The 23,436-nt window shown below is 63.9% G+C and carries 17 protein-coding genes; 9 read left to right on the forward strand and 8 right to left on the reverse strand.

The genetic code is table 11. The features are described 5' to 3' along the window. Positions 1 to 385: 385 nt before the first annotated feature. On the reverse strand, positions 386 to 901 hold the full coding sequence (locus Y958_RS26335; RefSeq protein ID WP_088874834.1) for a hypothetical protein: 516 nt from the start codon (positions 899 to 901) through the stop codon (positions 386 to 388). Positions 902 to 951: 50 nt separating this feature from the next. Then, positions 952 to 2,193: a hypothetical protein gene (locus Y958_RS26340; RefSeq protein ID WP_145727857.1), complete on the reverse strand. Its 1,242-nt coding sequence runs from the start codon at positions 2,191 to 2,193 to the stop codon at positions 952 to 954. 537 nt (positions 2,194 to 2,730) lie between these two features. On the opposite strand from Y958_RS26340, the gene Y958_RS26345 reads away from it, so the two are divergent. Then, positions 2,731 to 3,552: an IS5 family transposase gene (locus tag Y958_RS26345; RefSeq protein ID WP_425600695.1), complete on the forward strand. Its 822-nt coding sequence runs from the start codon at positions 2,731 to 2,733 to the stop codon at positions 3,550 to 3,552. A gap of 809 nt (positions 3,553 to 4,361) precedes the next feature. On the opposite strand, the gene Y958_RS26350 is transcribed toward Y958_RS26345, so the two are convergent. After that, positions 4,362 to 5,996 carry a GMC family oxidoreductase gene (locus Y958_RS26350; protein WP_088875255.1) on the reverse strand — a complete coding sequence of 545 codons (1,635 nt, stop codon included), beginning with the start codon at positions 5,994 to 5,996 and terminating at the stop codon, positions 4,362 to 4,364. 226 nt (positions 5,997 to 6,222) lie between these two features. Here Y958_RS26350 and Y958_RS26355 point away from each other — a divergent pair, with 226 nt between their 5' ends. Next, positions 6,223 to 7,344, forward strand: a complete 1,122-nt coding sequence (locus Y958_RS26355; protein ID WP_088874837.1) for an MFS transporter — start codon at positions 6,223 to 6,225, stop codon at positions 7,342 to 7,344. Here Y958_RS26355 and Y958_RS26360 read toward each other — a convergent pair. Further along, entirely contained in the window at positions 7,330 to 8,853 is a 1,524-nt protein-coding gene (locus Y958_RS26360) for an aldehyde dehydrogenase family protein (RefSeq protein WP_186291504.1), read from the reverse strand. The genes Y958_RS26355 and Y958_RS26360 overlap by 15 nt on opposite strands. A gap of 294 nt (positions 8,854 to 9,147) precedes the next feature. Here Y958_RS26360 and Y958_RS26365 point away from each other — a divergent pair, with 294 nt between their 5' ends. The 4 genes from Y958_RS26365 to Y958_RS26380 all read left to right on the forward strand — a co-directional run bounded on the left by Y958_RS26365 (position 9,148) and on the right by Y958_RS26380 (position 13,184). Next, positions 9,148 to 10,290, forward strand: a complete 1,143-nt coding sequence (locus Y958_RS26365) for an NAD(P)/FAD-dependent oxidoreductase (protein WP_088874839.1) — start codon at positions 9,148 to 9,150, stop codon at positions 10,288 to 10,290. 32 nt (positions 10,291 to 10,322) lie between these two features. Beyond that, complete coding sequence (locus Y958_RS26370) at positions 10,323 to 11,798, forward strand: M81 family metallopeptidase (RefSeq protein WP_088874840.1); 1,476 nt, start codon at positions 10,323 to 10,325, stop codon at positions 11,796 to 11,798. 17 nt (positions 11,799 to 11,815) lie between these two features. After that, on the forward strand, positions 11,816 to 12,160 hold the full coding sequence (locus tag Y958_RS26375) for a RidA family protein (protein WP_244909613.1): 345 nt from the start codon (positions 11,816 to 11,818) through the stop codon (positions 12,158 to 12,160). A gap of 223 nt (positions 12,161 to 12,383) precedes the next feature. Further along, positions 12,384 to 13,184 (forward strand): helix-turn-helix transcriptional regulator, encoded by an 801-nt coding sequence (locus Y958_RS26380; protein WP_186291505.1) that lies wholly within the window; start codon positions 12,384 to 12,386, stop codon positions 13,182 to 13,184. A gap of 14 nt (positions 13,185 to 13,198) precedes the next feature. Here Y958_RS26380 and Y958_RS26385 read toward each other — a convergent pair whose 3' ends face one another. The 4 genes from Y958_RS26385 to Y958_RS26400 all read right to left on the reverse strand — a co-directional run bounded on the left by Y958_RS26385 (position 13,199) and on the right by Y958_RS26400 (position 20,526). Beyond that, entirely contained in the window at positions 13,199 to 15,187 is a 1,989-nt protein-coding gene (locus Y958_RS26385) for a serine hydrolase domain-containing protein (protein WP_186291506.1), read from the reverse strand. A gap of 38 nt (positions 15,188 to 15,225) precedes the next feature. Next, the gene (locus Y958_RS26390) at positions 15,226 to 16,857 is read right to left on the reverse strand and encodes a serine hydrolase domain-containing protein (protein WP_186291507.1); all 1,632 of its coding nucleotides are present in this window, start codon (positions 16,855 to 16,857) and stop codon (positions 15,226 to 15,228) included. A 97-nt stretch (positions 16,858 to 16,954) separates the two neighbouring features. Next, entirely contained in the window at positions 16,955 to 19,207 is a 2,253-nt protein-coding gene (locus Y958_RS26395) for a TonB-dependent receptor (RefSeq protein ID WP_186291508.1), read from the reverse strand. Positions 19,208 to 19,512: 305 nt separating this feature from the next. Continuing rightward, complete coding sequence (locus tag Y958_RS26400) at positions 19,513 to 20,526, reverse strand: agmatinase (RefSeq protein WP_088874846.1); 1,014 nt, start codon at positions 20,524 to 20,526, stop codon at positions 19,513 to 19,515. Between the two features lie 331 nt (positions 20,527 to 20,857). Here Y958_RS26400 and Y958_RS26405 point away from each other — a divergent pair, with 331 nt between their 5' ends. From Y958_RS26405 to Y958_RS32900, 3 genes are read left to right on the forward strand one after another with little or no spacing between them, the layout of a single operon-like run. Beyond that, positions 20,858 to 22,192, forward strand: a complete 1,335-nt coding sequence (locus tag Y958_RS26405; RefSeq protein ID WP_088874847.1) for an MFS transporter — start codon at positions 20,858 to 20,860, stop codon at positions 22,190 to 22,192. A 3-nt stretch (positions 22,193 to 22,195) separates the two neighbouring features. Continuing rightward, on the forward strand, positions 22,196 to 23,281 hold the full coding sequence (locus Y958_RS26410) for a serine hydrolase domain-containing protein (RefSeq protein WP_088874848.1): 1,086 nt from the start codon (positions 22,196 to 22,198) through the stop codon (positions 23,279 to 23,281). Positions 23,282 to 23,288: 7 nt separating this feature from the next. Next, positions 23,289 to 23,411, forward strand: a complete 123-nt coding sequence (locus Y958_RS32900) for a hypothetical protein (protein WP_276328595.1) — start codon at positions 23,289 to 23,291, stop codon at positions 23,409 to 23,411. Positions 23,412 to 23,436 lie beyond the last annotated feature (25 nt).

Below are 23,436 nucleotides of genomic sequence, written 5' to 3' on the forward strand. Positions count from 1 at the left end.
ACTCGACGGCCTCCAAGGTTCGCCGGGGCCCCGGCGATGGATCACTTCGGCCTTGCAGAGGCGGCCAGGTCCTCGCTGTAGCGAATAGACACATTTGGCAACATAGGCGAAGCCGCCCCGCAGATCGGCCCGATGCCGGAAACGCCCCCGGCGATCAGCGATGAACCTAAAAAAGGGAGGGCGTCGCTTCACCTACAGCCTGGCCGGCCGTGTGTTCGAAATTGGGGAGCCGTTCAGCCGCCTGCGGCAGCCTGTGAATCGGCATGGAGTAATTAGCGCTCGTTGGGTATTAGAACCGCGGTAGCTCGACACGCCCGCCCAAGCGTAAGCGTGCATTCAGGGTCCTCATGGGCCGACTATCCTTCTTAAGCGAAAAGGCGGATCCTCAGGCGGCGGCGCGCGCCGCCGCGGCCAGCGCGTCGAAGCCGGCACCGATTTGCCGGCCGGGGTCGCTGCCCCGCTCCGCCTCTTCATAGACCGCAACAAGGGCCGCCTCGACCCAAACTTCCGGATATTTCACCTCCGGCTCTCCGCGCCCTTCCGCCAGCGTGCGGTCCAGCAGCAGCATGCAGAGGAAGGCATCGGCCAGGGTCTCTCCGTCGTCCTGCGCGGAGGTGAAGATCTCCTCGAACATCCGGGCGTGGGCCTCGGCCATCGCCTGCTCGAAGGCCTGATCCGGATCGCCGCCGCCGAGGACGGAGTCCAGGAAAGGCTCCAGGGCGATCAGCGTCAGGGGTTCGATCAGCTCGTCGGGCCAGCCGTCGCGGGCTGCGGCGTCGGCTGCCACGGTCAGGAACTCGCCCGAGAGTTCGTCGATGACCTCCTGGGTCTCCTGGTCGATGGCGGCGACCGCGGGTGCGCCGGCGGGGTCTTGTCTCTCAGCCGGATGATTGTCGGTCACGGGGAATCTCCTTCAGGGCGTTTCGGCCGCTCGGCCGGGGAACTGGCTGGCTAGAAGCTGAACAGGGCCTTGACGCTGCCCCATGCCTGCTTGCCGACATCGACCGCCTTGTCGCCCGCCTTGTAGACGGCGATGGCTGCCTCCGCCGCGCCCTTGTTGACGAAGCGGGAAGACCCGGCGCCCAGTTCCAGCAGCGTCCCAGCGATGACATGGCCGGTTCCCACGACACCGCCCTGCCTGCGCCCCTCTTCCTTCAGCTTGCCGGCGAAATCGCCGATGACCTCCGAACCGCCCTCGGCAACCTCGCGAAAACGGTCGAACTGCTGCTCCTCGGTTCCCAACGGCCGGGCGAGAATGGCGCCCAGCCGTTCCTTCATGCGGCTGGACGCGTGGCGGCCTGCCGCCGCGATCTGTTCGGTGTCGTAGTCGATCTTCAGCTCGCCTTCCAGCCCGACCCCGATATTGGCGCCTAGCTTGGCCTGGAAGCCGATCTTGCCAACCTCGTTCGTGATGCCCACCTTGGCACCACCGCCTACCTTGCCGAACACCAGCCGCGGCTTGCTGGTATAGCTGTTGTTGCCCTGCTTGAGCACGATAGTCGGCCCCAGCTTGGCACCGGCGCCGGCTTCCAGCTTGCCTTCGGCGCCCAGGCCCTTCGCAAGGCTGGCCTGGGCGGAGGCCGACGCGGTTGCCGTGGCATAGGCAACGGCCTCCCCACCAGCCGAGGCCGAATGCCTGTCATCGATATTGCCGGACAGTTCGGTCTTGGCGGTGGCCTTGGCTTCCGCCTCTGCCTTGCCCTCCAGGGACAGGCCGGCGGTGCCAAGCTTCGCGGCCGCGCTGGCCGCGGCGCTGGCGGCCGCTCCCAATTGCGCCTGGCCCCTGACGTCACGCTGGGCGATCCGGCTTTCCAGCTTGGCCGAGACATCGCCGTTGATCTTGGCGGTGACGGAGGCTTCCGCCTTCAGGCCGTCGGAGCCGATGCCGGCGATCGCCTCGGTGGTCACCTTCACCGAGCCCGCCGCCACGCCCTGGAGCGTCGTTGGGCCGCCGAGGCTGAGTGCCTTGGTCTTGGCCTCGTCGGAAAGGTTGACCCAGTCGCGCTCGTGGAGCTTGTCGCTGATCGACGCGCTGGTCTTGAACTTGTCCTTGTCCTTCGGCTCGTTTCCCGTCACTGCCGGGGCCGTTTGCGCCCGTGGCCGCGTTCCCACGGGGTCCGCTTCCTGGCCGGCTGTCGCGACGGGTGCCGATTGGCTGCGCGGCCTGTTGCCGTTGTCCTCGGGCTCGGTCAAATTCGCTCTCCCGGATGGAGGCCGCCAAGCCCAGGATCACAGGGCACTGCCGACCGCCCATATATGCCGCCGCCAGAAATACCCTTTATGAGCGACAGTTTACAATCGAAATAGTTAGTCCTAAAGGTTAGATTCGGCGCGAAGGCAGGCTGGTCACGCGGACGTCACTCCCCTACTCCACCAGGGACTGGAGTGCGCCTGCACCGCACGCTGCTGGATGAGCACTTCCGCGTCGAAGGCCGCCGAACCTGGTTCGATACCATCGAGGAGATGCAGGTCGTGCTCGACCAGCAGCTGCTCGTCTACAATACCAAGCGGCCCCACCAGGGAGGCGGCATGAAGGGGCGCACGCCCTCCAGGCCTTCCGCGACGGCATCCCCAAACCACAGAAGGAGGGCCCGAAGCCAACCTCAAACCCGCCGCCCGATGACCTCACCAGAGGGGACAACTGTCAGAGCCTGGCCCATAAATAAGTTGAGTGATATCAGTCTCTTGTGATTCGTTCTGTTTGCGAAGACGAGAATGAATCCCAAGATTATGTGGACTGATATCACCCGTCGCCAGTATCGGCGGGATCATCTGAAGTATGCAAGCGATCTGACGAACGAAGAATGGGACATCCTGTGCCCGGCGCTTCCTGGCGCGTACCGGCGGGGCCGGCCGCGAGAGGTAGAGCTGCGGTCGGTGGTGGAGGCGATTTTCTACGTGCTGGAGGGCGGATGCGCATGGCGGATGCTACCGGACAGCTTTCCGCCGCGGACAACGGTGCAGCGTTACTTCTACGCCTGGCGGAACGATGGGACATGGAAGCGGCTGAACCATTTATTGCTGATGCGTACGCGGGAAAGGATGGGCCGCGAGGCCAGTCCCAGCGCCGGCGTCATCGACAGCCAGTCGGCCAAGACCACGGAAGCCGGTGGCGTGCGTGGGTATGACGCGGGCAAGAAGGTGAAGGGCCGCAAGCGCCATATCATCACGGATACCAACGGGTTTCTGGTCGGTGCCGTCGTTCATGGTGCCGATATCCAGGACCGCGATGGCGCTCCTTCGGTACTGGCTTCGATCCGCGCCGCGTTCCCTTGGCTGCGGCATGTCTTCGCCGACGGCGGCTACGCGGGTGACAAGTTGGAGACCCCCTTGGCCACCATGGGCAATTGGACCCTGGAGATCATCAAGCGATCCGACACCGCCCAGGGCTTCGTCGTCCTGCCCAGGCGTTGGGTGGTGGAACGGACTTTCGCCTGGTTAGGCCGCAATCGGCGCCTCGCTAAAGACTTCGAACGGGGAACCGACACCGCAACCGCATGGATCTTCGCCGCCAGCGTCAAGCCCCTCACCAGGAGATTGGCGCGCACTTAAAACCACTTATCCGATTCCGGGCCGGACTCTAAGGCAAGCGCGCATGGCGCTGTCGTGCCGCTAAGGGACAGTGAACCGGCGTTCGGTAGCCGTGAACGGCTGTTCATGCGCTATGAACCGTCGTTCATCACCAGATTTGTGGGTCACATCCCATCCGCATGGTGTGGGGGCGGCATCCGCCGGGTCGGGCCTAGCAAGTCGTGAAAGAACCTTTGCTTCCCAGCCGGCACTGGCGGCGGCGACCCGCCGCTGGCACTTCGTCTCCGCGCGGTGCTGGGCGGAATTCGGCGGGCTGGCCTTAGCCATGCTGACACCGGTCCGCTCATGGGCGCGGTCGACCAAAAACGAATCGCAAATCCGTGAATCCCGGTTCAATTCCCGGCCTACGAACCTCCCGCCCCCGACCGCCTTGTTAAGTGGCCCAAAGGTTGCGCAAAACGGCGCATAATCCTGCGCGATTGGGCGCATAGGCCTACCGCACTCGGACCTCCCGCCGTGGACTGCCCCGTTCCCGGCGGTAAATCAGCACGCGGCTTGGACGCCGATCGGCATAACAACCAATTGATTCTATTGGGACTGACGGGGGCATTTAATCGCGCCGATCCACACCTAAGGTCCCTGGATAGGCCAAGCGTGTATATCGGCATGCGGTTGGATGCCGGTCGGCACAGCAGCCAATTGATTCTATTAGGGTCAATGGAGCCATTTGATCGCGCCGATCCACACGATGGACGCTCTTGAAGCCCTACCGTCTCGCGGGGACATGACACTGTTCCCCGGCGAGGGAATTACAAGGTTGGCTTCGGCGCCTAACGGCGGTGATCGTCCTTGATCATGGCGGCAGCCTTTTCGGCGATCATGATGACGACGGCGTTGGTATTGCCGGAGGTGACAACCGGCATGATGGATGCATCGACCACCCGCAACCCTTCAAGCCCCCTCACCCGCAGCCGTGTATCCACCACAGCGTCCGCATCCTCACCCATGCGGCAGGTACCGACCGGATGGTCCCCGCGGAACGCGGCCGACCGTAAATAGGCCATCCAATCGGCATCGGTTTCGGGCCGGGCCGCGGGCGCGATCATCCCGGTCAGCATGTCGGCCAGGGGCGACGTGTCCAGTATCCGCATCGCTTCCCGGCAGCCGGCCACCAGGTCGGCAACATCCTGGTCGTTCCCCAGCAGTTGGTGTTCGATGATGGGTTGATCCATCGGATCGGACGACCGCAAGGTGATACGCCCCCGCTGGCGGGGGTGAAGCAGGCATGTCGCCAGACTCATGCCCGGTTTCGGATGAAGGCGGAGGCCGTCCTGCAGGGTTTCCATCTGGTAGGCGGCCGGAACCAAAATCGTCTGGATGGTCGGCAGGGCATGGTCATCGCGCGTCCGGAAGAAGGCCTGGGCATGCCCGACGGGGCTGGTAAGCGGCCCCCGGCGCGCCAGCAGGAAGCGCGCGCCGTGGAACAGCGCCTTCCACCACGTCGTCTCGGTATTGAGCGTGGAGACTTTGGAACCGCGCGTGATCATGACACAGGGGTGTTCCTGAAGATTGCCGCCGACGCCCGGGGAATCCCGCACCACGTCGATGCCCATGCCGCGCAGGTGATCGGCGGGCCCGATGCCGGACAGCATCAGAAGCTTGGGGGAGCCTATCGCCCCAGCGCTCACGATGATGTCCCGGTGCGCCCGCGCCCCGTATTCCTGGCCTTCCCACTGGTATCTGACCCTAGTCGCCCGCCCCCTCTCCGTCTCGATCCGCAACACCCGCGCCTTGGTGCGGACGAACAGATTGGGGCGCTTGAGGACGGGCTTCAGGAAGGAGCGGGCGGAACTGTAGCGGAGGCCGGCCTTCTGCGACGCCTGGCAAGGCCCCACCCCCTCTTGCTCCGCGCCATTCTGGTCAGGATTGTAGGGATGGCCCAAGGCCATTGCCGCCTGGATGAAGCGGTCGGTCAACTTGTGCTTCAGACGCAAGGCGGAAGCGGGTTGGGGGCCCATTCCGCCGCGGGTTTCCGATGCCCCGCCCTCGTTCGTCTCGGCGCTCTTGAAATAGGGCAGCACCTCCGCATACGACCACCCCCGGCACCCCATCCGGGCCCAGGCGTCAAAGTCGCCGGGATTGCCCCGGACCCACATCATGCCGTTGATGGAACTGCCGCCCCCCAAAATCTTGCCCGCCGACCAGATGTCCCTCAGGCCGTTGCGGGAGGGGTCCGGTTCAGCGGGATACGCCCAGTTGACGTCGCCGGCACCAAACCATTTCCCCAGCGCGGAAAACAGCATCGCCTCGCCCGCCGGGATATGGATGAAAGGTGAGCGGTCGCGGGCCCCGGCTTCCAACAGCAGAACCGCCGCGCCATCAGCGCTCAATCGGTCGGCCAGCACACATCCCGCCGAACCGGCGCCAACGATCACGTAGTCAAAGCTCTCTTCCGCCAATGTCATGAAGCACCAGACCGCCAAAGGAAACAACGGCCCCATCCTGCCTATACGGCGGGCGCCGTCTTTTGATCAGACCAGATAAAGGATTGCGTGCCACCTTACCGAAGGGGAGGCCATGGCGGCAAAAAGGGAAAGCGCGCGCAAAGAACTGCCCCCCTCCCCCAAATGTCGGCGCCGAAACTAACTGCTAGCCTGGTTGGCTGAAGTTCCGCGATGGGAGGCTTAATAGGTGAACAAGCAAGGATCAAGTGTCGGCACGTCCGTGGCGCTGGTGTGGCTGTGCAGCGTCGCGCCCCTCGCGGCGATTCTGGTTCCCCTGCTGCTGCCGGTGTACCAGCAAAGCTACGCGCTGGACGCCAGTGCGATGGGGTTCCTGGCGTCGGCCGACCTGGCCGGGGCCTGCCTGGCGTCGATCAGCGCGCCACTCTGGCTGCAGCGCACGGGATGCCGCGGCGGTGTCATCGGGGGCTTGATGGTGGTCGCCACCGCCAACATCGCCGCCGCCTTCGCCGGCACCTCTCTGTTGCTGTTGACGACACGCCTGGTGGCCGGCGTGGGGACGGGCCTGGTGCTGAGCAGCGCCATTCCCATCGTCTCGGCCAGCCAGCGGCCGGCCCGGCTGATCAGTGCGGTCCAGGTGCTTCAGCTTCTGCTGGCGGGCGCCGCCCTGGCGGGCGCCGGGCAATTGCTGGCCGCCGGCGGCCCCCGTCCAGTGCTGTTGGCCGTGGTGGCCATCGCGGTCCTGTCCTTGCCCGCGGCGATGCTGCTGCCGGGCCGCAGCGGCCAGGCGCACAGCTTGCCCACCCTTGCCGAGATGCGGCCCGTTTCACTGATCCTGGGCGGCATCTTCATCTATTTCGCCGCCGCCGCCATCATCTCCAACTACGCCGGCCAACTCAGCACGCAGCAGGGCCTGTCGATCGAAGCGGTCAGCACGGCGCTGGCGGTCGGCAACCTGGGGGCCCTGCCGGGCTCGCTCATCGCCATGCTGGCGGCCACGCCGGAACACCGCCGCCTGATGATGGTGGCCGCCGCGGGACTGCAATGTCTGGCGGTCGCCGTCATGTTGTGGGTGCCCGGCGCGCTGGTGTTCACCGCCGCGTTCTTCCTGGTTCAAATGTGCATCACTATCCTGGGACCCCTGCAGGTCGCGGCCCTGGTCGACCGGGATGCCAGCGGCCGTGGCATCGAGGGCCTGGCCGCCATGCAGAGCGGCGGCCAGGCCCTGGGCCCCTTGCTTGGCGCGTTATTCATCAGCGGGGGGCGGGTAGATGGCGCCTATCTCTGCGGCTTCGCCATCGTCGTCGTCAGCACCGCCATGGTGGTGCGGCGGCGGTCAGCGATCCGCTGACCGGCAGGGCCCACCCGCCAGCACCACCCCCTTGATCGCCGTGTAGCTGCGCAGACTGTCCAGGCCGGTTTCGCTGCCGAAGCCGGAATCGCCACGCGGCTCCCCCGCCAGGGACATGCCCGGCCCCTCATAGGATTCAACCGTGCCGTTGACGGTGACGTGCCCCGTCTTGAGCCGGCGAACCAGGGTTTGGGCCGTGGGGTAGTGCGCGGTCCAGACCGTGGCGGCCAGGCCGTAACTGCTACCGTTGGCCAAGCCAATGGCCTCTTCCGTACTCTCGAAGGATTGGACCGTCAGCACCGGGCCGAACACCTCGTCCCGGACGATGGCCATCCCCTGCGACACGTCGTCGAGGATGGTGGGGGCCACGCCGCAAGGGCGGTCGACGGGGCCGCCGGCCACCATGCGGGCGCCGTCGCGCAGGGCACCGGCGATATGGCCCAGGACACGCTCACACTGGCGCTGCCCGGCCAATGGCCCAAAAGTCGTGGCCGGTTCCAGGGGATCACCCACCGCGTACTGCCGAACCTCCCGCTCCAATGCCGCCATCAGATCGGCCTTGCGTGATGCATGGACCAGCAGGCGGGAGCGGGCGACGCAAAGCTGGCCTTGATTGGCGAACGCCTCCCCCAGGATGCGCGGGGCGACCAGATCGGATGCGGGGGCGTCGGCGAAGACGATCTGGGGGGATTTGCCGCCGCATTCGAGAATGACCGGCCGGATGCGGCTTTGCGACGCCGTGGCCATGATCGCCCGGCCCGCCTGGGTCGAGCCGGTGAAGGTCACCATGTCGACCAGGGGATGCCGCGCCAGGGCGGCCCCCGTGGTGACACCGTCGCCCGGTATGACGTTCAGGACCCCCGGCGGAACACCGGCCTCCAGCGCCAGCTCGCCCAACCGCAGGGCCGACCCGGGCGTCAGTTCCGAGGGCTTGAGCACGACGCAATTGCCCACCGCCAGCGCAGGCATGACCTTGATGACCGCGTTCGGCAGCGGATAGTTCCACGGCGCGATGGCTGCCACGACCCCCCGGGGCTCACGCAGGCTGAAGGCCAAGCTGGCCGCATCGCTGCCGGCCACGTCTCCATAAATCTTGTCCGCCGCCTCCGCATAGTGCCGGCACAAGGTCGGCGCCAGATCACGGATGTCGACCAGGGCGGAGGCGATGGGCTTCCCCATCTCCAGGGTGTCGCGCAACGCCAATTCTTCGTGGTTTTCCACGATAAGTTCGGCCAGGCGCAGCAAGATCATGCCTCGGGCGCGAGGGCTGAGGTCGCTCCATACGCCCCGCTCGCAGGCGCGGTGGGCATCTACAACCGCCTGGTCGACCATATCGGCCGAGCACAGCGCCGCCTCGTACAAGAGACCGCCATGAACGGGCGACCAGATGGCCATCGCCCCCGTCCCCTCACGGCGCGTGCCGCCGATCAGTGGACGACCGTCCCAGCTCAGCGCAGCGGCGCGCCCACGCCAGCCGGTTTGCATCGCTTCAGGTTCAAGATTCACCATGGGAAGAAAACACCCCTCAGTCATCAGCGCCGGTGATGACACCGGCTGGCGGAGTCGCCACCGCCCCTGTCATGACCGGCTGTCGTGTCGCGATGGACCTCGCGCCAAACGCATCTGAGCCTTCCCAAGACCGGCCTACTTTTGCGTCCCCGTCTGTCCTTTTTGCGTGACCCACAACCTGGTTCCGGCGCGGGGCGGACGTCTTGCCGGTGGCCAGCGGCCCCTCCACTCTCGCCCGCAGGATCCGGCGCCGGACATAAAAACCGGCGGACAGAAAGTGAGGGTGGGACCGTCATGGAAGAATTGTTCGACATCATCGTCGTCGGCGGGGGTATCGCCGGATGTGGCATCGCCGCCTTCCTTGCGGAGCGCGCCCGTGTGCTGGTCCTGGAAAAGGAAGCGCACACGGGCATGCATGCGACGGGCCGGTCGGCGGCCCTTTTTTCGGAAACCTACGGCGCTGACCCCATCCGTGCACTGTCCCGGGCAAGCAACGCCTTCCTGACCAATCCGCCGGAAGCCTTCAACATCGCCTCCCCCCTGCTGCCGCGCGGCTGCCTTTACGTCGCGTCGGCGGCACAGGAAGAAAAGCTGCTGGCGGCCGCGCGGAATCCGCTGATGCGGTCGGCCGCGACGCTGCTGAGCCGCGACGAGGCATTGAGCCGCTGCCCCATCCTGAAGCCAGATCATGTGACCGCCGCCCTGTGGGAGCCGGGCGCGCAGGACCTGGAGGTGAACGCCCTGCTGCAGGCCTTCATACGCCGCTGCCGGGGGCTGGGCGGGGTGGTGCGGACGGGCAGCGCGGTGGTCGGCTTCGATCGAAGGGACGGGCTTTGGCGGGTCGCCACGGAACAGGGCCGCTATCAGGCACCGGTCATCGTCAACGCCGCCGGCGCGTGGGCGGACAACCTGGCGGCGCAGGCCGGGCTGGCGCCCCTGGGCATCCAGCCCCTGCAGCGCACGGCGTTGCTGGTTCCATCCCCGGAGGGTGTCAACGTCGCGCCCTGGCCTTGCGTCATCGACATTGACGAGGCGTTCTACTTCAAGCCGGACGGGGGCCACCTGCTGCTGTCGCCGGCGGACGAACATCCGGTCGAACCCTATGACGCGCAGCCGGATGAAATGGACGTCGCCATCGCCGTGGACCGTGTGGAACAGGCCACCAGCCTGCGGGTCAGGCGGGTCCTGCACAAATGGGCGGGACTGCGCAGTTTCTCGCCGGACAGGGTGCCCGTGGTCGGCTTCGATCCCAGGAGCGACGGCTTCTTCTGGCTGGCCGGCCAGGGCGGCTACGGCATCCAGACCGCGCCGGCACTGAGCCAAGCGGCGGCGGCACTGCTGCTGGACGGCGCCATTCCAGGACAGATCGCGGATCACGGGGTCGACATGGCGGTGCTGCGGCCGGACCGGCTGATCCCGGCGGCCGCCCCGTGCTGACACCAGCGGACAAAATACGAGGCGATACGATCATGCGGATATTCACCACCCAACTGGTGACCGAGACGAACACCTTCGCGCCCATCCCCAGCGGGCGTCGGGCTTACGAGGAAATGGGCATACACCAGGGCGACGCCAGCCGTGTCGCCCCTGACGGAGTCTTTGGAACCCTGGCGCTTTGGCGCGGCCTCGCCGAAGCCCAGGGGCATGAGGTGGTCGAAGGGCTGGCGGCGCAGGCGCAGCCGGGCGGACGCACGCTGAAGGCGGTCTATGAGGGCTTCCGGGCCAAGGTGCTGCGAGCAATCGCGGCGGCGCCCACCCTGGACGCCGTCCTGCTCAACCTGCACGGCGCCATGTCCGCGGAGGGCTATGACGACTGTGAGGGCGACTTGCTTGAGGAAATCCGCAGGGCGGTGGGGCCATCGGTGGCGATCGGGGTCGAGTTGGACCTTCATTGCCACCTCACCACCCGGATGCTGCGGGCTGCCGACATCATCGTCGCCTACAAGCACTATCCCCACACCGACATAGCGGACCGGGCGCGGGAAGTGCTGGAACTGACCCTGGCCACGGCGGCGGGGCGAATAAAGCCGGTGATCTCGGTCGCCGACTGCCACATGGTCGGCCTCTGGCACACCACCCGCGAGCCGATGGCCTCATTCGTACGCAGTATGGAAGCGTGCCAGGATGGCAAAGAGGTCCTGAGCGTCTCCCTGGGTCATGGCTTCCCCTGGGGGGATGTGGCCGAGGCGGGCGCCAAGCTCTGGGTCATCACCGATGGCCGCCCCGCCCTGGGTGAACCGCTGGCGCTGGACCTGGCCAACAGGTTTTTCCAGATACGGAAAGACACGGTCCAGCCGCTGCTGTCGATCGACCAGGTGCTGGATAAGGTGACGCGGAGCGACGTCTTCCCCATCGTCGGCGCGGATGGCGCCGACAACCCCGGCGGCGGCGCCCCGTCCGACAGCACCTTCGTGCTGCAGCGCATCCTGGACCGGGGACTGGAAGGGGCGTTGATCGCGTTCTTTTATGACCCGGAAGCCGTCCGGGTTCTGTCCGATGCCGGTGTCGGCGCCACCCTGGACATGCGCATCGGCGGCAAAACCGGCCCGGCGTCGGGCGCGCCGGTGGACCTGCGCGTACAGGTCAGGCAGGTCATCCCCGACCACTACCAGACGGGCCTGGGCCTCCGCTGGCCTCTGGGCGCGACTGTCTGGGTGCGTGGGCCCCACGACCTGGACCTGGTCCTGACCTCAGCGCGCAGCCAGGCGTTCGATCCCGTCTGCCTGCAACAGCTGGGCATCGACCTGTCCCGCAAGCGCCTGATCGTCGTGAAGTCGATCCAGCACTTCTATGCCCTGTTCGCCCCCATCGCCCGCGGGGGGGTGCTCTATATCGCTGCGCCCGGTGCCCTGACACCGGACTTCGCCAATATCCCCTACCAGGTGAAGTCCCTGGACTATTGGCCCCGGCGCGACGATGTCACGCCCGAAATCATAAATTATTGATTCATGAGGAGAATACCATGACGGCTCCGCATCTCAGCCCGGCCGTGGCGCTGGGTGGTTCGCTTTTCCTGTCCGGCCAGATCGCCTTTGACGACCGGGGCGCGGTAACCGGCGACGTCGCCCAACAGACCCGCCGCTGCCTGGACGGGCTTGAAGCCGTGCTGCACCAGCACGGCCTCGACCGCAACGCCATCGCGAAGACCACGGTATGGCTGACGGACGCGACGTCCTTCGCGGCTTTCAACGACGCCTACACCTCTTTCTTCGGCGACCACAAGCCCGCGCGCTCGACCGTGGTGGCCGCGCTGGCCATCACCGGCGCCCTGGTGGAGATAGAGGCCGTCGCGCGGCTGGACGGCTGATTGCCCGCGAAAAGAGATTGTAACTGTCACATCCGGCTGTGGAGAACTTGCCCGGTCTGTTGTATTCTCAGCCCATTAATCCTCAAGCAATCATGTGTGAGCCATGCTTCAGGAATGGGCTGATGTCGGCCTGCCGCCCAATAGTCTGCCGCAAGATCCGGACGCCGAAATCATTTCCTTTGGCCCGAATTTTTTAGTTGGCCTTTCCCGATTCAACCCCACGGTGGAAATCGTCGATGAGGAGATCGGCCAGGACTGGTTAAAGTTCCACTTTCAGCTGCGCGGCACGATATCTTATACCGTGCCGGGACAGTCGCCGCTTGCCGTCGACGACCTGACCTGCGTGGCAGCCCTGCACGGTCAGGGCATCGTGAAGAAAAGCCTTGTCGCCCCCCGCCCCGGCTTCGCTGTGACGGTGCTGTGCCGTCCCGAGGTGTTGCGCGAACGCTTTGGCGTCCACCTCGCGGACATGCCGGGTCCGTTGTCACGGTACCTGGAACAAGGTGAGCCCACTTGGTATGCCGAAACCGGCAAGATGACGCCCGAAATGGTGATGAGCGTGCGCGCGCTGGAGGCCATGTCCTTCAAGGGCGCCATGCGCAACGCCTATGTCGAGGCGCGCGGCGTGGAATTGCTTTGTGAATTCTGGTCGCAGATCAGCCGGGGCGGAACGCCGCCCAACCCGGCCGTCGATGAGCGCACGCTGTCCAAGGTGGAGCGGGCGCGCGACCATATCGACACCTATTTCAGGGAACCGCTGGCCATGCAGAAGCTGGCCAGGCATGTCGGCACGAACGAGACCAAGCTGTCCCAGGCGTTTCGCGCCGTCTTCGGCATGACCATCTTCGAGTACATCCGCGCCCGCCGCATGGAAGAAGGCCAGCGCCTGCTGCGCGTCGGCAAGCTCTCGGTCACGGAGATCGCCTTCGAGGTCGGCTACGACTATTCCTGCAACTTCAGCGTCGCCTACAAAAGGCATTTCGGCATCACACCAAAGGAAGAGCGGGCCACCGCCAGGCGGTGACCCGCTCGGTGATTTCAATACTGGAGATTGAAGTTTATCAGCCGGAAAGCGATCGCGACCCACCACACCAGTGCCAGGGCGGCCAGGAGAACCAACGCCCCCGCCTTACGCCACGCCCTGGAATGCCGTCGCCATTGCGCCATCGTTGAAAGCATCGCCAGCCCCGTCGCGCCACACAGCAGCAGCAGCGTAACGCCTTCCAGGACGTAGGTGATGCCGTCGGTTCTGGCCGAGAAGTAGGTGAAATCGGCGGACAGGACGGAAAGCAACACGGGATAGCCCGCCAGGGCCGCGATCAGGGCCAGGCTCAACAGCTTCGGGACCCGGTGGTCCAACCATTGTGCACCCGGCTTGTTCTCCAGGCCGTAAACGCGCCGGGCCAGCGCACCCGCCGGCAGCGCGAGGCCATGGAGCAATAGCACGGCCAGCGCGCCCACTAGGCCGGGCATGATCCAACCCGGTGAACGCCACCAGGGAACAGGCAGGAAGGCGATGGGTGCCGCGACATCAAAGCCCAGCAGGGCGGGGCGTCCATCCTGCGGCAGAACCTGCATCCTGTCCCGCATGTCGTCCGATCGCCAGAGATTGGGGGCGATCTCGCGCCAGCGCGCCGTGCTACGCGTAGGGATGGAAAAGCTGACGCTGCCATCGCCGTTGTCGTGAATGGCGACGGGGGCCAGAAGGTCTGCCACGCTCAACCACGATGCCGTGTGCCGTTCCGATAGTCCCCAGTATCCCGACAAGGCCTTGGCATCATCGCGAACCGTTGCGGGCGGGGCATCCGCGACGGCGGGACCGTACGCCGGGGCCATGGGCGCCGCCGGGAAATATCGGTCCATGAAGCCGTTGAACAGGGCATTGTGGATCCTGGTGGCGGCCTCGTCGTTCCCGGCACTGTTGAGCGAGATGAAGATCCCCACCCCGTCATCCAGCAGCAGGTGAAGGTCGCTGTGGAAGAACTGGGTGCCGCCATTGTGGGCAATGGACCGATGGCCGTTCCGGGTCGTCTCGTAAAAGCCGGTCGCCATCCCGTTCAAGGCGGGGAATACTTTGGGCTGGAGCGCGTGCATGGCGCTCGCCGACTCTTCCGTCAGGATGCGACCGTCCGCCAACCGGCCCAGCTGAAGGTGAGCCAGCATGAACTTCGCCAAGTCCGTCGCGGTCGATGTCAAGGCGCCGGCGGGCGAAGGTCCGATATATTCGTAATAGCCGGGGGCCGTGCTGGCCGTGATGTATCCCTGGCTCAGGTTCGGGCGCCAGGCCTCCGGCACCGGCTGGTCGAAGGTGGAGTGATCCATGCCCAGGGGGCGCAGGATATGCTGGGCCGCATAGGCGGCGAAGCCCTGGCCGGAAACACGCTCAACCACATAGGCCGCCAGGGCCGTGGCGTAGTTGGAATAGGCGGGGACGGCGCCCGGTGCGTAGATCCGCGGCGGTAACCGCGTCTTCACATAATGCTCCAGGCTCTGAGGCGGGTACCGCCCCATGATGTCCTTCAGCACATCCTCGAAGCCGCTCCTGTGCGTCACGATGTTCCGCATGGTGATTGGCCGGCCGTCATAGTCGGGGATGTGGAAATCCAGATAGCGGTTGATGTCCGCGTCCAGGTCCAGCCGGCGTTGTTCCACCAGTTGCATGACGGCCGTCCATACGAACAGCTTGGAGATGGAACCAGGCCGGATGAGGGTGGTGTCGGCGGCCATGGGCGTGCGGCTGTCCGTGTCGGCATAGCCGTAGCCTTTGGCCAGAAGCAGCTGCCCATCCTTCACGATGCTGACGACACCGCCGGCGATGTCGCCCTGCTGGATTGCATAGGGCAGCAACCCATCCAGCCAGGCCTCCGCGTCCCCTTGTGTCAGGGCCCGGGCCGGCTGCCCACCCTGCGGCGCCGGAGCCTCAGGCTGCGACCAGGCCATGGGGGCCTGAGTGGCCGATACCAGTATCGACAGCAAGGCCCCGCGCAGCAAAGTGATGCAGCGCCGTTTCATACGATTGCCCTTCATCGGCAGTCCTTGTTTCAGAGTGCGCTGACGGATGCCCATCATTCCGGTCCCGCCTTTCCCGCCCGCGCGAATGGCAGATGGCGCGTGCGCGCGGAATGCAGCACGAAGCCCGACGACCAGCCATGGGGAAACCACAGCACCGCGCCGAAGGCTGCGGGGTCGGAGCTGGGCCGCATGTGCAGCCAGGATCGGCCAATGGCCGTCAATTCGAAGTCGGACACGCCCCAGGCGTCCCGAAACTGCACGATGGCGGCGTCACCCTGGGGTTGGATGGTGGCTGAAAGCCCGCTCTCCTCGCTTTCATACCGTCCGGCCAGCGCCGCCCAATCCGGCGTTTCATCGGCCGCCGGTGCGGGGAGGCGGTGGAACCGTTCCTCGCGCCCCCCGAAGCGCAGGCTGATGGACGGCTGCCCGTCCGCCCACTCGCACCGCAGGCGTATGGTGCCGATGCCGCTGAGGCCGGTCACCAGGCTGCCATCCGCATCAAGGATCAGCGCCACCGGCGTGGCATATTTGGCGATCCGCAGGCACAAGGCCCCGTCCTGGGGTTCCAGGCTGTACAGGAAACCTGTGTCGGCGCTGACGTAATCGCCCAGCCACGCCGCGAAATCCTCCAACAAGGGGCGCGGCGCGGGCGGGTCCAGTCTGTCCGCCAGGACGATGTCCATCACGCGATCCGCCAGCGCCGTTGGCGACGCGCCCGGCGCGCCATTGCTGAGGATGATGATGTCGAGATCCCCATCCACGGCGGAAATGAATTCGGATGCCCCACCGACCACGCCGCCGGGATGCCGCCATATCGCCATTCCCCGGTAGGTGATGGTCATCAGCCCCAGCCCGTACCGGCCGGACACGCCGTCCCCGTCCGCATGGGACTGAAGCAACTGCGCCCAACTTTCCGGCGCCCCGAAAGCGTTCCGCGAACGCAGGTGCGTGGCCCAGGTGAGCATGTCGTCCACGGTGGAAACGATGCCGCCCTCACCCAGGACTTCCAACGACGGGAAAAGGCCCCGCCGCCACTGGCCGTCCACCAGCGGCGGCAGGTGCATGCTGGCCATGCCAGGCGTCATCACATGATCGCTGGGCGCCAGCGTTGTGGATGACATACCCAGCGGATCGAACAGGTGGCTTTTGAACAATACGTCCAACGGCTGCCCCGTCACACGCGACGCGGCCAGCGAGACCAGATGGTAGCCGCCATTGTTATAGATCATCGCTTCCCCCGGGGGGAAATTGGCGCCGGTCTGCCGCAGCAGCGTTCGCAGGCCGCAGCCCTCTGGCGCGGCCAACATGCCGTGACCGATAAAGCCGAGATCCAGGTGGCACCGCGTTCCGCCACGGTGCTGCAGCAACTGGCGTAGCGTTGGCAGGGCGTTGACCCCTGTCAGCTCCGGCAGATACAGGCCGATCGGATTGTCGAGCTGGAGCAGGCCCCTCTCCTGCAGCAGCAGAACCAGCAGCCCGAGGAAATGCTTGCTGCTGGAACCGATCCGCATCCGGGTCGTGATGGTATTGGCGCAGGCCGTTTCCAGGCTGGCCATGCCGAACGCCCGCCTGTAGACGGGACGCCCGCCGCGCTGAACCCCCACCACCAGACCCGGGCAGTCGCTCCGGTTCCACGGCGCGAACAGCGCGTCCAGTTGCGACGGCAGTGCCGCCGCCTGATCCATGATAGTCGTCATTGAGGAACCCCGCATGTCATGGGCGAGCACCCGGACACTTCGGATGAGGTGTCCGGGCGAGACAGGGATGGTGAATTCCGGTGTTTCAGTAGTCGTAGCGCAGGGTGATCCCGACCGTGCGCGGCCGGCCCAATATCTGCCGCTGGTCCGGCAACTCCGTATCCACTTCCAGCAATTGCTTGGTATTGAAGATATTGGTGGCGAATATCTCCGCCTGCAGGCCGCTGCTCACATCCATGCCGACACGGGCGTCGACCACGGTGAAATTGCCGGCGGGTTGCGCTTCCGTCGAGGCCCCGGGGAAACGGTTGAGATAGCCGGAAATGTAGCGGACATCGACCCTGGCGAAGGCGGACTTGTCCACCACCGGGAAATCGTACTGCGCCCCACCCTGCACGCTCCATCGCGGGATACCGGGCAACCGGTCTCCCTTCTTCCCGCCTATCCCGGTTGAGGGCGGGGAGTCGCTTTGCAGGGTGGCATCGGTGAAGGACCCCGATGTGTTCAGGGTCAGGCTCTTGGTGACCCGCCAAGAGAAGTCCATTTCCAAGCCCCGGCTGCGGGCGTCGCCGGCGTTGCCGGCGAATGAGAACCCGCAGTTGGGCAGCAGGAAGCCGGTCTGAATGTCCGTCCAGTCGATGTAGAAGGCCGACGCGTTCAAGGACGCGCTGCCGCCGGCCAGGGTCTGCTTGACTCCCGCCTCGTAACTCCACAGGGAGTCGGAATTGACCGACGATGGCGCCTTGGTAAGGCCGATGGCGGCGAGGTCGGCCGCGCACGTGCTCGGCAACGGCTGGTTGGGCCCGCCGAGCCGGAAGCCCTTGGCGGCGCGGGCATAGTAAAGGCTGCCCTCTTCGGGCTTATATTCCACCTGGAAGCTGGGCGTCGGCACCGTTTCCTCGGTGCGGACCGAATACGACGTCACCACGTTGCCGTTGAGGGCGCCGTCCTGGAACGCGTCGGTCGTGAGCGTGTAGTTCGCGACACGCAGGCCGGCGGACAGCTTCAGGCTTTCAATGGGGCGGTAGGACAATTCACCGAAGCCGGAAAGCTGTTCACCCACGTTGCGGTCGTTCTTGTGGAAAAGCGAGGAGCCTGCCGCCACCGGACTTCCCAACAAGACCGAGGTGAACTCCGGCAGGGATTGGGCTGTGCCATGCCAGGCGGCATCCTGGATCGCGTGGGCGGTCGTACGCGAATAAAAGCCGCCGATCAGGATACCGAATGGGTTGAGGGCATCCGACGAGAACCGGATTTCCTGGCTGAAGTTCTTGTTCTCGTTGTCGTCATCCAGGGATATGGGCGCCCCGAGGAAAGAGGCGGAGACATCCCGATACTGCACCTGGCTGCGGTTCACATACGCCGTGACGGAGGTCAGCCTGCCGAACCCCAGATCATAATTGATGAGGGCATCGTAAAGCTGATAGTTGTCTTTAAGCATTTCCGGCAGGAAACGCGACTGGGTATACGTGCCCAGGGTAGGCATATTTTCCGGCAGACCATTGGCCTTGGAACGCTGCGCCAGGGCGGTGAGAACGATCTCCAATTTTTCCGTGGGCTGGAAGGTGACGCCGGCCCGGACCCCATCCACATTGGCCGCGTTGACGTCATCCACCGACCGCGCCGGCACGCCGAACGAGGACACGCCCACATCCGCCCACGATGCCCCACCTAGGGCGGCCACGGGCGCCGACGGGTTGGGGGAACCCGGGAATCGGTCTTTGATGAAACCGGCCTCGTGATAGTGATAGCCGGCGACACGCACGGCCAACGTGTCGCCCAGCGGCGCGTTGACCGCAGCGGCAACCTCATTGCCAAGGCCGCCACCAGCCGTCGACGACAGGGAGGATTCCGCCTTGACCTGCCATTCACCGATCTTGGCGCGGTTCGGCACCACCTTCACCGTGCCACCCATCGATCCCGCGCCATACAGCGTGCCCTGCGGCCCGCGCAAGACCTCAACCCGCCCCACGTCGAAGGTGCGTAGATCGGGGAAGCCATTGGCATTAATGCCCAGGCCGGAACTGACGGGCACCTCGTCAATATAAAACGCCACCGTCGGGTTCTCAGACCCCACCACGGTGGAAATACCGCGAATGACGATCTGGTTGCGCGCGGGGCCACGGTCCTGAATGACGACGCTCGGCTGCGCCAGAAGATAGTCCCCCATCCCCACCAGGCCGCGCTTTTCCAGGTCGGCCCCGGTCAAGGCGGTGATGCTGATGGGGACGTCCTGGATACGTTCGGCACGCTTTTGCGCCGTGACGACAATTTCATCCAGTTGAAGGCCGTCGCCCGTGTCCTGGGCAATCGCCATCGCGGGCGCCGCAGCGATCATCAGCGCGCCCAGTCCCCCACCCAGCAGCCTTTTCCGGTCTGGCGCCAAGGCGTTCCCCCTGCCCTGTTGTCCCTTCAATGAAGCCTCCATTCGGTGTTTTATGGTGGCATTGTTAAATAAACCTTGGCGACCCCGTGTTTGATCGGCCGTCAAATTCGTTTGCCCCAGCATGGGAGTGTTGCGCCCGATGGGGTGCCCATAAAACAAACCCCCGCGAGCTTCATATACTCGTGGGGGTTCTGGCACTCGACTTGTAGATGAATAATAAAATACCCTCAAAAAGGCAGAGAGCGGGCCAATGCTGATCATGCAAGTTTGTCGGCGGCCACCGCGATTTTCGTATGATACGCTCTGGCCTTTGCCTTTTCGGTGCGCGCGCCAAATATGAAACCGAGGAAGTTCAACAAAGTCTGAGCAGCAAGAATCGACGTGCTGCCGGTCGCATCATAATCGGGTGCCACCTCCACGAGGTCCATACCGACGATGTCGTGTCGATTAGCGAGATGCTGGAGCATTTCAAGCACCTCATAGTAGAGGAAGCCGCCGTGACTTGGGGTGCCTGTACCGGGCGCAATCGATGGGCAGAACCCATCAATATCCAGCGTTACATAAACCCGAGCGCCTTCGGGAATGCGCGCGACAACAGCTTCCGGCCCCAAGGCGCGCATTTGCCGGACTGAAATGATATCCGAACCCAGCGCCCGGGCCTCTTCATACCCATCCCTGGCTGTAGAGGAGACATTGCGAATGCCCACCTGGGTCAGGCCCGTCACATAGGGTTTCTCCGCGGCCCGTCGCAGTGGATTACCGTGGCCAAAGCGTACGCCATGGCGCTCATCCACAAAGTCGAGATGGGCATCGATATGGAAGATATGAAAACTGTCACGGCCTTCATAGGCGTCGATGCAGGGAATGTTGATCGAATGATCGCCGTCGATCACAATTGGTAGAGCACCAGCGTCCAGAATCGCCTCGACGCCAGTTCGAATATTGGCATGGCTTTGAATTGTGTCGGTATGAATGATGTCCGCATCGCCGATATCAACCATCCGAACGTCGGGGCCAAGGTAGACGCGATCATCCTCGTGATCGTAGGCGCCCGCATGCCCGAAACTGAACAGCGTGGACGCTTCCCGCACCGATCGCGGCCCGAACCGGGCGCCAGCGCGATATTGCGTGCCGGCATCGAATGGCGCGCCGAGGATGGCGACATCGGCATCGATACGGGACCAGTCCTGCACATACGGACTTTTCGCGAAGGTGCAGATGCCGACGAAAGGCAGGTTCAACCTGCCTGCTTCATATGCGTGGCCGCTCATCAGTCAAACTCCACAATCTGAGGCAATCGACAAGTTGGGTGGTCGCGATGCAAGAAAATGATCATCAGATTTTTCACCTTTCCCTGCCGATCCCATGGCTCGAAGTAACGACTTCTAAAGTCAGAGGCAGCGGATTTCCTTTGCGCGAACCTTAAGTTTATTTGAGATGCTGCGCAAAGTTCAGCATCGGATGCCCGCCACCGGTCTGGCGGAGTGCCTGTCATTGCATCGCAAACAAAGCAAATTGAAAATCAAACGCGCGTTCGTGCGGACTATCTCAAGATGCCTTTACTTATAGATTGGAGAAAAACTGCATGATCGGCTCGATCTGATGGCAGCTAACCAAAGCGGCGCCGACGTGCATCCGGCTCAGGGCGGATCAGGGGCTGCGGTGCCATGGCCGTCCAGTTCACGGGGATGGCTCACGGTCGTCATCTTTTTCGTAACGGCGATCCTCTCCTACACGGATCGCCTCATATTCAGTCTGCTCGTCGATCCGGTGAGGAACAGCCTCGGCATTTCCGATTTCCAGGTCGGCCTGGCGCAAGGCACTTCGTTCGCAATCATTTATGCTCTGGCGGGCCTACCGGCAGGCCGGCTTGCCGACATTGCCAATCGCCGCAACCTGCTGCTCATCGGTATAATCATCTGGAGTACTGGGACGGTCATATGTGGCCTGGCCACCGGCATGGCTTCGCTGATCGCGGCAAGAGTATTCGTCGCTGCTGGTGAAGCTATCCTGGCACCAACAGCCATATCGATGATCTCCGATCTTTTTCCTCAGGAACGCAGGGGCCGTCCAATGGCGGTTTTCCTATCCGGAATGAACGTGGGAAGCGGCTTGGCGATCGTCATCGGTGGAGGGGTTTTGACGCTCGCTCAGTCCGGAGCATTCAATAGCCTTGGCGGCGGCCATGTCACGCCATGGCGGACGACACTCGTGCTCATCGGCCTCCTTGGCTTTCCGGTACTGGCTTTGCTCCTGCTCATTCGAGAGCCGCAACGAAGAGCCAGTCAAAGCCAGTGGAAACGCCCGTTCAGGGTCGTTCTGAATGAAATGTGGGGCCGATGGAGGCGTCTTCTTCCCATATTCGTGGCGTTAGCGGCGTTGGCGGCCGTCGATTTTGCATTGATCAGTTGGACACCGACGCTGTTGTTGCGCGATTTTTCTGCCTCCGCCTGGGAAGTTTCCAACGGCTTTGGACTGGTGGTTCTGATTTGCGGCTTTCTGGGAACGGTAGTCGGCGGATTTGCCGCTGATAGACTGTTTATCAGGGGGGGTAACCCGCTTCGGCTTCGCTTCGCCGCTGTGTTGGGATTGTCGGGCGGACTTTCACTCATCTTCCTTACAATTGCTACCGCCGGGTATGTCGTTGCGCTAAGCGGATTTTGGCTCTTTGTTTCCGCTGTCGCGACAATCTGTGGCATCGCGACTGCCCAGGATATTGTCCCGGACGATGCCAGAGGCTTGTGCATCTCATTCATCAGCATGGGAAATATAAGCCTGGGGCTGGGAGTTGGCGCCTCGCTGCCCGGCGCCCTGACCAGTGGAATGATTGTACGCATTTCCGGATTGTCATGGGCAATCGCAGTCGCCACGGCTCCTTTGGCACTGATCGCTGCATTGCTCCTCGGCGCCAGCAATCGGACACCGCGGGGACATTAACGCATGCCGCACCCCAAAAATCCCCTCCCTGAGAAAGGTAGAGAAACAGTGGATATTGCTGCGGAATCATTCCTTCGCCAGATGATCGAGGCGGAACATTTCTCGGGCGTTGTCATGATAGCCCGCAATGGGCAGGTTTTGCATAGACGCGCTTATGGTCCCGTGTCCGAACATTTCAAAAACCGCGTCGCTGGTCGCTTTCATGTCGCGTCCATAGCCAAGCAGTTCACGGCTGCGGCGATTATGCAATTGATTGAAACGGGAATGGTGCAGCTTGATGGACGGATCAATAAGTTTCTCCCCGAGCCTCACCGATCGGCGATCTGGGAGACCGTCAGCGTGCAGCATCTCCTGTCGCATACCAGCGGCATCCCCGACTACGCCGTAACGCGCGATTATTATGATGTTGTCGATGGTTGGGCTTTTGGGAAGACCATAGACGGGATGATACGCGAGGCGATGACGCTTCCGCTCAATTTCGAGCCGGGAACGCAATTTCGCTACTGCAACCTTGGCTACACCCTTTTGGGCGAAATCATTGAGACCCAGACGGGCCTCCGTTACGCGGACTATATTAAGCAGGCGCTCCTTGATCCTATGGGAATGGGGCATTCGCAGATCCATGATGAGCGCTATATTCCTACGTTGGACGATGCAATCGGCCTCCGATGGGATGATCAGCTGGGTTGCCATGTGAGAGATGACGTAGCGTCCCTGCCTGTGACACCAGCGGATGGTGGATTGGTGATAACGCTGGACGATTTTGCTCGCTGGGTAACAGTTTACAAGTTTATGGAGCACCCCAAACTATCGACCGCCTCTCTCGAACGCATGCTTGCCCAGGCGGCGCCGTCTGATACATATCGGTGGCCCGAGCGAGACATGCGTGGTCAAGGTTTCTACGGCTTGGGACTCATGCGAAGCGGTGACTTGATCATGCATGAGGGGTCTATCGTCGGCTTCAGAAGCTTTTTCTTGTATAGCCGCGATGATGATCTGCTGATCGCCGTCTTCTCCAACAATACCCATAATGATGTCTTTCACATTACCTCTGGTCTTTTCAGGATTTACAGCCGGTCGGCTGAATAAATCACTGGTGACCGAGCCTGTCTATGGCGACCCGGCGGCGGTGGTTTGGGCCATGGTCACCGTCGCCCTGCCGGCAAGCGTCGCTGGGCTGGCGCTGTTCACACGCTCCCGCGCCGCCGCGCGGCGATGAGACCCTTCATGCAAGACACGGGGAG

It is taken from the genome of Nitrospirillum viridazoti CBAmc, from assembly GCF_000730165.1.
GTDB lineage: Bacteria > Pseudomonadota > Alphaproteobacteria > Azospirillales > Azospirillaceae > Nitrospirillum > Nitrospirillum viridazoti.